Here is a 13887-nt window from a genome sequence, read left to right on the forward strand (position 1 = left end):
GGGACGCTCTGCGTCCCATTGGAACGCGGAGCGTCCCTTGAGGCATTCCCACGCAGAGCGTGGGAACGATCTTCGTCAGGCCAGGGCGTTGCACATGCCCAGCGCCATGCAATCCACTTCAAACGGACCGAGAAAATCCACCGCGACCTTGACCGGTGGATTGCCGGCCATCAGCCCCAGCGTGTTGGCTCTTTCAATGTTGTGGGCGATGTTGTGGTTGGCCTCTATGGCCCGGGCCAAACCGCCCACCGAGCCCTGGCCAAACCCCAGGAGTGAGGCGCCGTTGGTCATCAGCGCGAGGCTGGCGATGACCCAGAGTCTGTAGCCTTTCATGCGCCGCCGACTCCTGCGAGTTCGGCCCTGTCGACCATCGCGCTTTGCGAGCGCAGTTCGAACTGGATGCCGGGGTGGGCGACGTCGATCGGGGCGTCGAAGCTGTGTTCCATCTGCGCGCCGATGCTGACGAACAGCACCACGGCCAGGTACAGACCGATGGCCAGATAGGCGCCGCGTTTGGCGGAAGTGAGGATTGCGCTGGCCATGGTGTTCTCCGTGGGCAAAGGTTTCGATGGCCACAGAATCAATCAAAAAAGCCGAAGCAACCACTCAGGGTTTGCAATGGTGAATATCAGCTTCGTTGATTATTTAGCGGCTCTATTTGCCGGCGAGAGAAAACCTATGAGTGCAGAACGCGTACGCGCACAGGAGCTGCCGAAGGCTGCGATCTTCTGATTGATCGTTCCCACGCTCCGCGTGGGAATGCCTCAAGGGACGCTCCGCGTTCCAATGGGACGCAGAGCGTCCCGGGCTGCGTTCCCACGCAGAGCGTGGGAACGATCAGGTTACGCGCGCGCGTAGGAGCTGCCGAAGGCTGCGATCTTTTGATTTTGCTTTGCAGCCCGTGACGCTCCGCGTCACTGGACGCGGAGCGTCCCAAGAGGCATTCCCACGCAGAGCATGGGAACGATCAAGATCGCAGCCTTCGGCAGCTCCTACAGGAGAACGGTGCGCTCAGGCTTGGGTTTTGTGATCCAGCGCGGCGTAGAAGTTGGCGCTTTGTTGCAGGTATTTCTGGGTGTAGCTCTGGGTGTGGGATTTTTTGTTGGCGATTTCGACGTTGGCACCGGCTGGCAATACCACGGTGGCAGAAATGGCGGAAGCGGCGATGACGGAGAAGAGATTGAAGTTCATGGCGGTAACCCTCGTGTTCGTTTGCTTGGTTTGCCCGGTCGGGCTGTGAAACAAACGTAACGCTCGAGGGTTACTCGCTTGAAATCTTTTGTAGCATTAGCCGATATCAGTGCAATTAATACAACAATGCAGGCCCCGCAGAGCGGGGCCTGTGGCTTATTGTCGCACCAGGAATTTCAGATCGCTTGGCGCGTCCATCGGCAGTTTTTGCACGGTTTTGCCCAGCAGACCGGTCTTGGCATCGCGTTCGACGACGACAATCTGGTTGCTCTTCTGGTTGGCAATCAAGACGAATTTACCGCTCGGATCAAGGGCAAACTCGCGCGGGTGATCACCCTCGACCGAGCGCTTTTGCAGCTCTTTGAGCTGACCGGTCGCAGGATCAATGCTGAACACTACGAGCTGATTGGCTGTGCCGCGATTGCTCACGTAGAGAAACTTGCCGTCAGCCGAAGCATGCAGCGCCGCGCCGGCCTTGTCCGAGGTTGGCTGGCTCGCCGCGAGATCGACCAGTTGCGTCTGGGTCAGTACGCCGTCGTTGTAGTCGAACACCGCAACCTGCGCGCTCATCTCCATGGTCAGCCAAGCGTGTTTGCCATCAGCGCTGAACAGCAGATGACGCGGGCCACTACCGGCCGGCAAGGCTACCGAGGCGGTTTTCGCCGGGGTTAGCGGCAAGTGCGGGTTGGCCTTCGGGTCGTATTGATAGATGAAAACCTTGTCCGCGCCCAAATCATTGGAGAACACATAGCGCCCGTCCGGCGAAGACACCGTCGAGTGCACATGATTGGAAGCCTGACGCTCAGGATTGACCCGACTGGCCGGGTGGCCGCTCATCTGCACCACCGGTTTCAGCTGGCCGTCGGCATCGACCGGCAATACCGCCAGGGTGCCGCCCGGATCTTCCATCACCGAGTAGTTGCTGACGAACAGGTGTTTGGCATCAGCGCTGAGGCTGGAATGGGTCGGCTCGTTACCGAGGCTCTGCACTTGATTGATCAGGCTCAGCGCATGGGTTTTCGGGTCGATGGCGAAGCTGCTGACGCGGCCGACCGGATCGGTCTGGCCCGGGCCGTTTTCGTTGACCACGAACAAGCGCTTCTGGTCTTTCGAGAGGGTCAGCCAGGACGGGTTTTCGGTCTTGACCACTTGCAGCGGCTTGGCGTCGATCTGGCCGGTGGCGCTGTCGAACTGCATGCGGTAGATGCCCTGGCTGGAACCGGCAGTGTAGGAGCCGACCAGCAGCTGCAAGGTGTCGGCAGAGGCGCTGGAAAGCCCCATCGCGCCGACGCTGCCGGCCATCAGCAAAGGCCAGAAGTTACGCATTTTCATTATTGTCATCCTCATCGTCGCTGCTGCTGACTACGTCGCCGAGGCACACCAGACGATGCTCGCCCGAAGTCTTGGTGTCGCTGGCGTAACCGACGATCAGCCAGCTCTGCAGCGTCTCATCGAACGTCGCTTGCGCGACCTGCGCCGGGGTGAATTCCCAGTGCTTGGCTTCGCGGCCATCGATGCATTCGATGTGCAGGTTATCGTCCTCGTCGAGGGCGAATTCGAAGGCGTGCAGGCCATCGATTTCGACCATACCGCAGTGTTCGAGGGCGTTGAGAAGGGTTTGGGCAGTCATGGCAAACAGTCTTTCTAGGGGGAAAGGGCCAATGATAGCCCAATGTGATCCGAAGGCCGCTGCTGGAACCTCTGTGGGAGCGAGCCTGCTCGCGAAGGCGGTGTGCCAGCTGATCGTTCCCACGCTCTGCGTGGGAATGCCTCTAGGGACGCTCCGCGTTCCAATGGGACGCAGAGCGTCCCGGGCTGCATTCCCACGCAGAGCGTGGGAACGATCAACACAAAAAATCGCGGTGCTGGCTAGATCGCCTCACGCGATGGCTTGCCATCCACCAGGCGCTGGATCCGCAGCGGGTTGGCGTTCTTCAGCGGTTCGGGCAGCAAGCTGTCCGGGTAGTTCTGGAAGCACACCGGGCGCAGGAAGCGATCGATCGCCAGCGTGCCCACCGACGTACCGCGCGCATCGGACGTCGCCGGGTACGGCCCGCCATGCACCATCGAATCGCACACTTCGACACCGGTCGGATAACCGTTGAGCAGGATACGCCCGACTTTCTGTTCCAGCAGCGGCGTCAGCTCGGCGAATTGCTCGAAGTCAGACGGCTCACCGATGATCGTCGCGGTCAATTGACCGTGCAGGCCGTGCAGCGCCGCGCTCAGTTGTGCCTGATCGGCCACTTCGACGATTACTGTGGTCGGGCCGAACACTTCTTCCTGCAGCACTTCATCGCCGTTGATCAACAGGCTGACATCGGCCTTGAACAACTGCGGCTGCGCCTGATTGCCCTGCTGCTGATTACCGGCCAGATGCTCGATGCCGCTGTGCGCCAGAAGCTTTTCCAGGCCTTTGCCATAGCTGCCGAGGGTACCGGCGTTGAGCATGGTTTGCGCCGGTTGATCGCCGATCGCAGCGGCGACTTGTTGGACAAACGCGCTGAACTGCGGAGAGCGAATACCAATGACCAGACCCGGGTTGGTGCAGAACTGACCGCAACCCTGAACCACCGAAGCGGTGAGGTCGCGGGCGACGGTTTCCGAACGTGTGGCCAGTGCCTGCGGCAGCACGATGACCGGGTTGATGCTCGACATCTCGGCAAACACCGGGATCGGTTGCGGGCGAGCAGCAGCCATGTCGCACAGGGCGCGACCGCCCTTCAGCGAACCGGTGAAGCCAACGGCCTGAATCGCCGGATGCTTGACCAGCCATTCGCCGACGCCACCACCGTAGATCATGTTGAACACGCCAGCGGGCATACCGGTTTTTTCTGCGGCACGAATGATCGCGTCGGCGACCAGTTCAGCGGTGGCCATATGGCCGCTGTGGGCCTTGAATACCACCGGGCAACCCGCAGCCAGTGCTGCTGCGGTATCGCCACCGGCAGTGGAGAACGCCAGCGGGAAGTTGCTCGCACCAAACACCGCGACCGGGCCGAGGCCGATGCGGTACTGACGCAGATCCGGACGTGGCAGCGGCTGGCGATCCGGCAATGCCTGATCGATCCGTGCGCCGTAGAAATCACCACGACGCAGGACTTTGGCGAACAGACGCATCTGCCCGCTGGTGCGACCACGCTCGCCCTGAATGCGTCCGGCCGGCAGCGCGGTTTCGCGGCAGACCACGGCAACGAAGTCGTCGCCAAGCGCATCGAGTTCATCGGCGACTGCGTCGAGGAACTGCGCGCGACGTTCGGCGCTGAGGCTGCGATAGGTCGGGTAAGCCGCAGCGGCGGCCTTGGCGGCGGCGTCGACTTCTTCGGCCGTGGCCTGAATGAAATCATGCGGCAGGGCCTCGCCAGTGCTGGCGTCGACCGAGTGCAGTTTGACGCTGCCGGCGGCGCTACGCTGACCGCCGATGTAGTTGTGACCGAGAATCTGAGTCATGGGATCTCCTTAAAGGGTGCCGATGCTGTCCGGTTCAAAAGCCGCTTTGACCGGTGCGATACCGTTGACCAGCGCAGCGCCGAAATCGGCCTGGCTGATCTCGAACGTGTCGCCCGGCTGAGTGCGGATGCCGTCGGCAAACGACAGGGTCGCAGTGCCGAAAAAGTGAATGTGCACGTCGCCCGGACGCAGGAACTGACTGTATTTGAAGTGGTGGTACTCGAGGTTCGCCAGGCTGTGGCACATGTTGGCCTCGCCACTGAGGAACTCGTTCTGCCAGAGCACTTCGCCGTCACGCAGGATTCGGCTGGTGCCGGCAAGGTGTTGAGGCAATTCACCGGTGCGAAGTTCCGGGCCATAACTGCAACTGCGCAATTTCGAGTGCGCGAGGTACAGGTAATTCTTGCGCTCCATGACGTGGTCGGAGAACTCGTTACCGACGGCGAAACCGAGGCGATACGGCTTGCCATCGTTGCCGATGACATACAGGCCGGCCATCTCCGGCTCTTCGCCGGCGTCCTCGGCGAACGGCGGCAGCGGGAACGGCTGCCCCGGACGCACGACAATGCTGCCGTCGCCCTTGTAGAACCACTCTGGTTGCACGCCGGCCTGCCCCGCCGCCGGTTTGCCACCCTCCACGCCCCACTTGAAAATGCGCATGGTGTCGGTCATCGCCGCTTCATCGCCGGCCTGCTGGTGCATCTTGTCCCGCGCCGAAGCACTGCCGAGATGGGTCAGACCAGTACCGCTGACCAGCATGTGTGCCGGGTCCGGGTGATCGAGTGGCGGCAGGATGCGCAGGTCTTTGAGCAACTGCCCATAGTCGTGACTGGCGCCGAGGCCGAGGCTTTGCACTTGCTGCTCAAGGGAGCTGCCGGCCTCGATCGCGGCCAGGGCCAGATCACGGACACTGCGGGCGTCCTCGACTTCGCGGACCTGACCGTTGTCGACCACGCCGACACGGCGCTCGCCGTTGGGTAATTCGAATTGAACCAGATGCATATGTCCTCTCCTTTATCCAAAATTCCGAAACACCGCAAAACCCTGTGGGAGCTGGCTTGCCAGCGATAGCAACCGGTCTGACACATCAATGTTGGATGTGCCGCCGTCATCGCTGGCAAGCCAGCTCCCACAGGGGTGGTAATTGATCCATAGGTGTCAGGTTCGGGTCGCGCCACGGGCACTTGCTGCGAACTGGTCGACGGGCAACACGTGTTTGCGTTCCAGCACGCGGTAAACGATGCCGGTCAGAATCAGCCCGAACACCATCACGCCCGAGAGAAAATACAGCCCTGAAGCCAGATTGCCGGTGTATTCCTTCAACGCGCCGATCACGAACGGCCCGATGTAACCGCCGAGGTTGCCGACCGAGTTGATCAAGGCAATCCCCGCCGCCGCACTCGCGCCAGCAAAGAAGCGCCCTGGCAAGGTCCAGAACACCGCTGTGCACGAGAACAACGCGAACGCCACCAGACACAGCGCCGCCAGTTGCGCTACCGGCAGCGACAGCCAGGCACTGAGGAACAGGCCCAGCGCACCGAGCACATAGAGCACCGCCAAGTGGCCGTAGCGATCATTCAAGCGGTCGGAACTGCGCGGAATGATCAGCAGGCCGATGATCCCGAAAATGTATGGCACCGACGAGACGAACCCGGTGACCAGATCGCTGCCGCCGAACTGTTTGATCAGTGTCGGCAGCCACAGGCCGAGGCCATAAATGCTCAGGGTCACTGGCAGATAGAACAGCGCCAGCAGCAACACACGTTTGTCTTTCAGCGCATGCAGCGGATTGCCGTGACGGGTCTGGCCGTATTCCTGCAAGTCCTTTTTCAGCTCGCCGGTCAGCCAGTCTTTTTCCGCCTGATCCATCCACTTCACTTGCTGCGGGCCGTCCGGCAGCCAGCGCAGCACCGGCCAGGTCAGCAGGATCGCCGGGGTGCCGATGACGATGAACAGCCACTGCCAGCCGTGCAGGCCGAGGATGCCGTCCATGCCCAGCAAACCGCCGGACACGGGACCGGTGATCATCATCGCAATGGGTTGCGAAAGGATGAACAGGCCGAGGATCTTGCCGCGATGGCGCACCGGGAACCATTGGGTGATGTAGTACAGCACGCCGGGGAAGAAGCCCGCCTCGGCCGCGCCGAGCAGAAAGCGCATCACATAGAAGCTGTGCGGCCCTTGCACGAAGGCCATGCCGATGGTGATCGCGCCCCAGGTGATCATGATCCGCGCGAACCAGCGCCGCGCGCCGAAGCGTTCGAGCATCAGGTTGCTGGGAATCTCTAGAAGAAAGTAACCAATGAAAAACAACCCGGCACCGAGGCCGTAGGCGGCATCGCCGATGCCGATGTCGGCGCCCATGTGCAGCTTGGCGAAGCCGACGGCGGAGCGATCCACATAGGCGATCAGGTACAGCAGGATCAGGAAGGGAATCAGTTTCAGTGTGATGCGCCGGACAAGCCGCAATTCCTGGCTCATGAGATCGGTCTCCGATTGTTGTTTTTATAGAACCTCGGGGGACGCCTCTCGCCAAAACAGCCAGGGCCATCCCTCCGTCGAAAACGACTATATAGTAATACTAATTACCCAACAACACTTCCAAAGCGTCGATTTTGCGCTTAGATTAAGCGTCAGCTCGCAAACAATAGTCTTACAATAAGAGAATCGATCATGTCTGATAAGAAACCCACCCTGCGCTCCGCCCAATGGTTTGGCACGGCCGACAAGAACGGCTTCATGTACCGCAGCTGGATGAAGAATCAGGGCATCGCCGACCATCAGTTCCACGGCAAGCCGATCATCGGCATCTGCAATACCTGGTCGGAACTGACACCGTGCAACGCGCACTTCCGCCAGATCGCGGAGCACGTCAAACGCGGGGTGATCGAGGCCGGGGGTTTTCCGGTGGAATTCCCGGTGTTCTCCAATGGCGAATCGAACCTGCGCCCGACGGCCATGCTCACCCGCAACCTGGCGAGCATGGACGTTGAAGAAGCGATTCGCGGCAACCCGATCGACGGCGTCGTGCTGCTCACCGGTTGCGACAAAACCACTCCAGCACTGCTGATGGGCGCGGCCAGTTGCGACGTGCCGGCCATCGTCGTCACCGGCGGGCCGATGCTCAACGGCAAGCACAAGGGCAAGGACATCGGCTCTGGCACCGTGGTCTGGCAGCTCAGCGAACAGGTCAAGGCCGGCACCATCACCATCGATGACTTCCTCGCAGCCGAGGGCGGCATGTCGCGTTCGGCGGGCACCTGCAACACCATGGGCACCGCGTCGACCATGGCGTGCATGGCTGAAGCGCTGGGCACTTCGCTGCCGCACAACGCGGCGATTCCGGCGGTGGATGCACGCCGTTATGTGCTGGCGCACATGTCCGGCATGCGTGCGGTGGAGATGGTGCGTGAAGACCTGAAATTGTCGAAGATCCTCACCAAGGAAGCCTTCGAGAACGCCATTCGCGTCAACGCCGCCATCGGCGGTTCGACCAACGCCGTGATCCACTTGAAAGCCATCGCCGGGCGCATCGGCGTCGAGCTCGATCTGGACGACTGGACCCGCATCGGTCGCGGCATGCCGACCATCGTCGACCTGCAACCGTCCGGGCGTTTCCTGATGGAAGAGTTCTACTACGCCGGTGGTTTGCCAGCGGTACTGCGTCGCCTCGGCGAAGCCAATCTGATCCCCAACCCGAACGCACTGACCGTCAACGGCAAGTCCATCGGCGAGAACACCAAGGACGCGCCGATCTACGGCGAGGACGAAGTGATCCGCACCCTCGACAACCCGATTCGCGCTGACGGTGGCATCTGTGTGTTGCGCGGCAATCTGGCGCCGTTGGGCGCGGTGCTCAAGCCGTCCGCCGCTAGCGCTGAACTGATGCAGCATCGCGGTCGCGCGGTGGTGTTCGAGAACTTCGACATGTACAAGGCGCGGATCAACGATCCGGAGCTGGACGTCGATAAGCATTCGATTCTGGTAATGAAGAACTGCGGGCCGAAGGGTTATCCGGGCATGGCTGAAGTCGGCAACATGGGCCTGCCGGCCAAGCTGCTGGCAGAAGGCGTGACCGACATGGTGCGTATTTCCGATGCACGCATGAGCGGCACCGCGTACGGCACGGTGGTTCTGCACGTCGCCCCGGAAGCCGCAGCCGGCGGGCCTTTGGCGGCAGTAAAGGAAGGCGACTGGATCGAGCTCGATTGTGCCAGCGGCCGTTTGCATCTGGACATTCCGGCTGCTGAACTGGCCGCACGCATGGCCGATCTGCAAGCACCGCAGCAATTGCTGGTGGGCGGTTATCGTCAGCTGTACATCGATCACGTGCTGCAGGCGGATCAGGGTTGCGACTTTGACTTCCTCGTCGGTTGCCGAGGCGCCGAGGTTCCGCGTCACTCCCATTGACACCCCACTGATCGTTCCCACGCTCCGCGTGGGAATGCAGCCCGGGACGCTCCGCGTCCCTTTCAGAGCTGGAACGCGGAGCGTCCCTTGAGGCATTCCCACGCAGAGCGTGGGAACGATCATTGCCTACCTCAAGATTGTGCCGTGCCTGCTATGATGCGCGGCATCTCCATCGCTCAGGATCGCGCCACTCCCCATGGATTACCGCAAACCTTCCGACCGTAAAAGCATGCACTCGCGCATCGTCCAGGAACTGGGCATGCAGATCGTCTCCGGACGCTTTTTGCCCGACGACAAACTGCCCGCCGAAGCCCTGCTGTGCGAGGAGTACGCGGTCAGTCGGCCGGTGTTGCGCGAAGCCACGCGGGTGCTGGTGGCCAAGGGGCTGGTGTATTCCAAACCGCGCGTCGGCACCGTGGTCAAGGCGCGCCGCGAATGGCACATGCTCGACCCGGACGTGCTGCACTGGCTGATGCAAAGCAGCCCGCAAAATGAATTCTTCAACGTGCTGACCAGCGTGCGCAGCATCATCGAACCGGCAGCCGCCGCCCTCGCCGCTCAGCATGCGACTGATGCCGACATCGCCGCGATCAACGAAGCCTATCAACGCATGGAAGCCGCGCCGACCCCGGAAGCGCTGTTGCAACCGGACCTGGACTTCCACAGCCGCATCGCCGATGCGACGCACAACGACCTGCTGTCGAACCTGTGCAACATGTTGGCGGTAGCAATTGCCGAGGCGTTGAAGCATTCCAATCAACGGCCGAATCTGCATGAACTGGCGCTGCCGAGGCACAAGGCGATCCTGACCGCCATCGAGAACCGCGATGCCCTGGGCGCCCGACATGCGACGCTGGTGCAGTTGGATGATGCGCGTAGTGCGTTGAGTGTGGTGCTTGGCGCTGAGCTCACTTAGAGCAAAGTCAAAAGATCGCAGCCTTCGGCAGCTCCTACCTTGGAATGCGTTCCCCTGTAGGAGCTGCCGAAGGCTGCGATCTTTTGATCTTGATTCACAAAAAAAGCCGCAACCCCTCAAGGTTGCGGCTTTGTCGTTTCAGGCCTTCAGATCAGTGGGCAAACAGCGAATTGCCCTTCTGCCCCGCCAGCTTCTCCGGCTTGATCAGGAACTTGGCCAGCGCTGGCAGCAGCCACAGCGCGCCGAACATGTTCCACAGCAGCATGAAGGTTAGCATCAGGCCCATGTCGGCCTGGAACTTGATCGCCGAGAAGATCCAGGTGCATACGCCGATCGCCAGGCACAGGCCGGTGAACAGCACCGCTTTACCGGTCGACTTCAGCGTCTGGTAATAGGCTTCCTGCAACGGCAGCCCGGCACGCAGGAAACTCTCAAGGCGGCTGTAGATGTAGATGCCGTAGTCCACGCCGATCCCCACGCCCAACGCCACCACCGGCAGCGTCGCGACTTTCACGCCGATGCCCATGAACGCCATCAGCGCGTTGCCGAGCACCGAGGTCAGCACCAGCGGCAAGACGATGCACAGGGTCGCTGCCCATGAGCGGAAGGTGATCATGCACATCACCGCCACGCAGATGTACACCAGAATCAGGATGGTCAGCTCAGCCTGTTTGATGACTTCGTTGGTGGCTGCTTCGATCCCGGCGTTACCGGCAGCGAGGATGAATTCCAGGCCGTCCTTGTTGTTTTCCTTGGCGAACTCCTGCACCGCGTTGACCGCACGATCGAGGGTCTCAGCTTTGTGATCGTTGAGGAACACCAGCACTGGCGCCAGCGAGCAGCTGTTGTTGTACAGGCCATCGGCGCGGGCGATCGAGTTGTTCAGTACGTCCGGGTTGCGCGACAGGGTTTCCCATTTCAGGTTGCCCTCGTTCATGCCCTTGATCATCTGCTTGGACACGGTCACCAGCGAGATCGCCGACTGCACGCCCTCGGTGTTCTGCATCTTCCACATCAGCTGATCGATCGGCGCCATGGCTTCGTAGCGCGAGCAGCCTTCAGCCTTGGTCTTGACCATCACCACCAGCACGTCGGAGCTGGTCGAGTAGTTGCTGATGATGAAGTTGTTGTCCTTGTTGTAACGCGAGTCCGGACGCAGTTCCGGCGCGCCCTGGTCGAGGTCGCCGATCTTCAGGTTCTGGCTGTACCAGAGGCCACCACCGAAGGCGATCAGCGCCAGCGCTACCGAAACCGGTGCGACTTTCGGGCTGGCGAAGTTCGACAGCAGGCGCCAGAACGGATGCTCGCGGTTGGCGTCCTTCTTGCTCTTGGCAATCGCGCGCTTGCTGATGCCGACATAGGAAATCGCCACCGGCAGCAGGATCAGGTTGGTGAACACGATCACCGCAACGCCGATGGACGCGCCGATCGCCAGTTCACGGATCACGCCGATGTCGATGATCAGCAGTGTGATGAAGCCCACCGCATCGGCCAGAATCGCGATCATCCCCGGCAGGAACAACTGGCGGAAGGTGCGCCGCGCAGCGGTCAGGGCGTTATCGGCCTCGCTGGATTGCAGGGCGATACCGTTGATTTTCTGCACGCCGTGGGAAATGCCGATGGCGAAAATCAGGAACGGCACCAGCATCGAATACGGGTCGAGCCCGAAGCCGAAGAAGTGCATCAACCCGAGCTGCCAGACCACCGCCACCAGCGTCGTGCTCAACACCGCAATGGTGCTGCGCAGGCAGTTGGTGAACCACAGCAGCAGAATCAGGGTGATGACGAAGGCGACCCCGAAGAACAGCACCACCATCACCAGACCGTCGATCAGGTCACCGACTTTCTTGGCGAAACCGACGATGTGGATCTTGATGTTGGGATTCTGCGCTTCGAACTTGTTGCGGATCTTGTCTTCGAGTTCATGGGAGAACTGGCGATAGTCCAGCGCCAGCAACTTGCCCTGATCCTGCGGGTCCGGATAGGCCTCGAGCAGCGGGATGTCGACGATGCTCGACTTGAAGTCGTTGGCCACCAGACGCCCGACCTGGCCGGACTTGAGCACGTTGTTGCGCAGCAGATCGAGGCTGTCCTGGGAGCCGTTGTAGCTCTGCGGAATCACTTCACCGCCGGCGAAACCCTCTTCGGTCACTTCGGTCCAGCGTACGCTCGGGCTCCACAGCGATTTGAGGCCGGAACGGTCGACGCCGGAAATGTAGAACACTTCGTCGTTGATCTGGCGCAGGGTCTCCATGTACTCCTTGGAGAAGATGTCGCCGTCGGTGGCCTCCACCGAAATACGCACGGTGTTGCCCAGGTTCGCCAGATCGTTGCGGTGCTCCATCATCTTTTCGATGAAGGGATGCTGCAGCGGGATCATTTTTTCAAAACTGGTCGACGGCCGAATCAGCGTGGCCTGCCAGAACAGGAAAATGCTCACCACCAGGCAGATCAGGATCACGGCCGGACGGTTGTTGAAGATCAGGCGCTCGAGAACCGTCGCCTTTTCCTGCTGAGGAGTGATCAAGGAAGTCATAGCCCCGCCTTCTTGTTATTGGTCTCGGCACCGTTTGGCTGGGTGATGTGCAAGCCACCCTGCCCGGTCAGAATCAGGTTGCCGTTGCCGGCGGCGGTGACCGACGACAGCGAAATGCGATCCGGGCGGTTGAACACGCTGAAGGTTTCGCCGTTGTCGCTGCTGCTGATCACCGAGCCGCCGTTGCCGACGATGACGATCGAGCCGTCTTCCAGCAGCGTGCCGCCGGACAGGCCGAACTCCAGTGCACCGCGTGTGGCTTTGAGTTCGACCTGCTCCCAGTTGCTGCCGAAATCAGTGGAGCGGTAAAGATTGCCGCGCAAGCCGTACGCCAGCAGGGTCTGCGGCTGCGCCGTGCCGATCACGCCGAACAGCGAACCTTCGTACGGGCCTTCAAGCTTTTCCCAGGTCTGGCCGTCATCGGCGGAGCGGAACATGCTGCCGGACTCGCCGACGATGAACAGCCCGGCGTCTTTCACGGCGGCGATGGCGTTGAGGTGGAACTGGTCTTCGTTGTCGAGGCGATCGCTGACGTCTTCCCAGTGCTTGCCGCCATCGGAGGTTTCCAGCAGCGTGCCGTAGGCGCCCACGGCAAAGCCGCTGCTGGCGTCCTTGAACCAGACGTCGAGCAGCGGCGATTCGCGTGCGAGGTCTTCGAATTGTTTGGTCCAGGTCAGACCGCCGTCTGCGCTGGCGAGAATCTGCGCGTCGTGGCCCACGGCCCAACCGTTTTTGTCGTCGACGAAATACACGGCGGTGAGCAGTTGCCGCGTTGGCACCTTGGCCTGGGTCCAGGTTTTGCCCTGATCATCGGAATAGACGATGTGCCCGCGATCGCCGACCGCGACCAGACGCGCGCCAGCGTGGACGACATCAAGAATCAGGCTTTTTGCGGCCTTGGCCGATTCGGTGGCATAGACCACGTCAGCCGGGGCCTCGGCGGCAATCACAGGTGCCGATAACGTGGCGAAGCCCAGCAGCGAGAGTGCTGTGGCCAGCAACGCGGTGTTGCGTAACGCCGGCGGGCGGCAACGACTCATAGACCTTCCCCTATTTATTATTGTTGGGCCATCGGGCCTTCAAGGGCGCCGCAAGGGTGCTCGGCTACTGGCGTTTCAGAAGCATAGTCCTGAAACCCGCAATCCAGAGCCCCTTCGGAAGCTGGCTCATCCTATCGGGCTTTGCAAATGTCTGACAATCGGCGCCGCGTTATCTTTTGTTAACCGAAAGCGGCTCTCTGTAACCCATCATTTTCCCTGTGGGAGCGAGCCTGCTCGCGAAAGCGGTGGGTCATCCAATAAACAGGGTGACTGATACACCGCATTCGCGAGCAAGCTCGCTCCCACAGGGGTTGGCGGTAGCTTGGGGATTTGAATACATGACC

The 13887-nt window shown here is 61.0% G+C and carries 13 protein-coding genes; 3 read left to right on the top strand and 10 right to left on the bottom strand.

From position 1 onward, the window contains the following. Positions 1-75: 75 nt before the first annotated feature. Both D8U60_RS20905 and D8U60_RS20910 read right to left on the bottom strand, forming a co-directional pair. Positions 76-333 carry a hypothetical protein gene (locus D8U60_RS20905; RefSeq protein WP_039763921.1) on the bottom strand — a complete coding sequence of 86 codons (258 nt, stop codon included), beginning with the start codon at positions 331-333 and terminating at the stop codon, positions 76-78. Next, entirely contained in the window at positions 330-542 is a 213-nt protein-coding gene (locus D8U60_RS20910; protein ID WP_039763920.1) for a hypothetical protein, read from the bottom strand. Before D8U60_RS20910 ends, D8U60_RS20905 begins: the two co-directional genes overlap by 4 nt. Here D8U60_RS20910 and D8U60_RS20915 point away from each other — a divergent pair. Then, positions 541-732, top strand: coding sequence for a hypothetical protein (locus D8U60_RS20915; RefSeq protein ID WP_073471119.1), 192 nt, complete (start codon positions 541-543; stop codon positions 730-732). The two genes, D8U60_RS20910 and D8U60_RS20915, sit on opposite strands and share 2 nt — an antisense overlap. A gap of 279 nt (positions 733-1011) precedes the next feature. On the opposite strand, the gene D8U60_RS20920 is transcribed toward D8U60_RS20915, so the two are convergent. From D8U60_RS20920 to D8U60_RS20945, 6 genes are all read right to left on the bottom strand, one after another. Next, on the bottom strand, positions 1012-1191 hold the full coding sequence (locus D8U60_RS20920) for a hypothetical protein (RefSeq protein ID WP_122698106.1): 180 nt from the start codon (positions 1189-1191) through the stop codon (positions 1012-1014). 156 nt (positions 1192-1347) lie between these two features. Continuing rightward, positions 1348-2523 (bottom strand): lactonase family protein, encoded by a 1176-nt coding sequence (locus tag D8U60_RS20925; protein ID WP_130900836.1) that lies wholly within the window; start codon positions 2521-2523, stop codon positions 1348-1350. After that, positions 2510-2821: a DUF5629 family protein gene (locus tag D8U60_RS20930; protein WP_130900837.1), complete on the bottom strand. Its 312-nt coding sequence runs from the start codon at positions 2819-2821 to the stop codon at positions 2510-2512. The genes D8U60_RS20925 and D8U60_RS20930 overlap by 14 nt, the downstream gene beginning before the upstream one ends. 239 nt (positions 2822-3060) lie before the next feature. Next, positions 3061-4641: an aldehyde dehydrogenase (NADP(+)) gene (locus D8U60_RS20935; RefSeq protein WP_125927348.1), complete on the bottom strand. Its 1581-nt coding sequence runs from the start codon at positions 4639-4641 to the stop codon at positions 3061-3063. Between the two features lie 9 nt (positions 4642-4650). Continuing rightward, entirely contained in the window at positions 4651-5643 is a 993-nt protein-coding gene (araD1, locus tag D8U60_RS20940) for an AraD1 family protein (protein WP_130900838.1), read from the bottom strand. Between the two features lie 156 nt (positions 5644-5799). Then, complete coding sequence (locus tag D8U60_RS20945; protein WP_024013183.1) at positions 5800-7122, bottom strand: MFS transporter; 1323 nt, start codon at positions 7120-7122, stop codon at positions 5800-5802. Between the two features lie 192 nt (positions 7123-7314). Between D8U60_RS20945 and D8U60_RS20950 the strand changes: the two genes are divergently transcribed. Together D8U60_RS20950 and D8U60_RS20955 are read left to right on the top strand one after the other, a co-directional pair. Further along, complete coding sequence (locus D8U60_RS20950; RefSeq protein WP_130900839.1) at positions 7315-9051, top strand: IlvD/Edd family dehydratase; 1737 nt, start codon at positions 7315-7317, stop codon at positions 9049-9051. A 196-nt stretch (positions 9052-9247) separates the two neighbouring features. Then, a complete protein-coding gene (locus D8U60_RS20955; RefSeq protein ID WP_130900840.1) occupies positions 9248-9967 on the top strand; it encodes a FadR/GntR family transcriptional regulator in 720 nt (239 codons plus the stop codon). A gap of 151 nt (positions 9968-10118) precedes the next feature. On the opposite strand, the gene D8U60_RS20960 is transcribed toward D8U60_RS20955, so the two are convergent. Then, positions 10119-12503: an RND family transporter gene (locus tag D8U60_RS20960; RefSeq protein ID WP_130900841.1), complete on the bottom strand. Its 2385-nt coding sequence runs from the start codon at positions 12501-12503 to the stop codon at positions 10119-10121. Next, on the bottom strand, positions 12500-13543 hold the full coding sequence (locus D8U60_RS20965) for a YCF48-related protein (protein WP_130900842.1): 1044 nt from the start codon (positions 13541-13543) through the stop codon (positions 12500-12502). The genes D8U60_RS20960 and D8U60_RS20965 overlap by 4 nt, the downstream gene beginning before the upstream one ends. Positions 13544-13887 lie beyond the last annotated feature (344 nt).

The sequence above is a fragment of the Pseudomonas sp. Sample_11 genome (assembly GCF_004307505.1).
GTDB classification, from domain to species: Bacteria; Pseudomonadota; Gammaproteobacteria; order Pseudomonadales; family Pseudomonadaceae; genus Aquipseudomonas; species Aquipseudomonas atacamensis.

What these genes read in the sequence shown, in the direction of transcription:
- D8U60_RS20920 (WP_122698106.1), bottom strand. Translation starts at nt 1,191, where the DNA reads ATGAACTTCAATCTCTTCTCCGTCATCGCCGCTTCCGCCATTTCTGCC.
- D8U60_RS20905 (WP_039763921.1), bottom strand. Translation starts at nt 333, where the DNA reads ATGAAAGGCTACAGACTCTGGGTCATCGCCAGCCTCGCGCTGATGACC.
- D8U60_RS20950 (WP_130900839.1), top strand. Translation starts at nt 7,315, where the DNA reads ATGTCTGATAAGAAACCCACCCTGCGCTCCGCCCAATGGTTTGGCACG.
- D8U60_RS20945 (WP_024013183.1), bottom strand. Translation starts at nt 7,122, where the DNA reads ATGAGCCAGGAATTGCGGCTTGTCCGGCGCATCACACTGAAACTGATT.
- D8U60_RS20930 (WP_130900837.1), bottom strand. Translation starts at nt 2,821, where the DNA reads ATGACTGCCCAAACCCTTCTCAACGCCCTCGAACACTGCGGTATGGTC.
- D8U60_RS20915 (WP_073471119.1), top strand. Translation starts at nt 541, where the DNA reads ATGGTGTTCTCCGTGGGCAAAGGTTTCGATGGCCACAGAATCAATCAA.
- araD1 (WP_130900838.1), bottom strand. Translation starts at nt 5,643, where the DNA reads ATGCATCTGGTTCAATTCGAATTACCCAACGGCGAGCGCCGTGTCGGC.
- D8U60_RS20935 (WP_125927348.1), bottom strand. Translation starts at nt 4,641, where the DNA reads ATGACTCAGATTCTCGGTCACAACTACATCGGCGGTCAGCGTAGCGCC.
- D8U60_RS20960 (WP_130900841.1), bottom strand. Translation starts at nt 12,503, where the DNA reads ATGACTTCCTTGATCACTCCTCAGCAGGAAAAGGCGACGGTTCTCGAG.
- D8U60_RS20965 (WP_130900842.1), bottom strand. Translation starts at nt 13,543, where the DNA reads ATGAGTCGTTGCCGCCCGCCGGCGTTACGCAACACCGCGTTGCTGGCC.
- D8U60_RS20925 (WP_130900836.1), bottom strand. Translation starts at nt 2,523, where the DNA reads ATGAAAATGCGTAACTTCTGGCCTTTGCTGATGGCCGGCAGCGTCGGC.
- D8U60_RS20955 (WP_130900840.1), top strand. Translation starts at nt 9,248, where the DNA reads ATGGATTACCGCAAACCTTCCGACCGTAAAAGCATGCACTCGCGCATC.
- D8U60_RS20910 (WP_039763920.1), bottom strand. Translation starts at nt 542, where the DNA reads ATGGCCAGCGCAATCCTCACTTCCGCCAAACGCGGCGCCTATCTGGCC.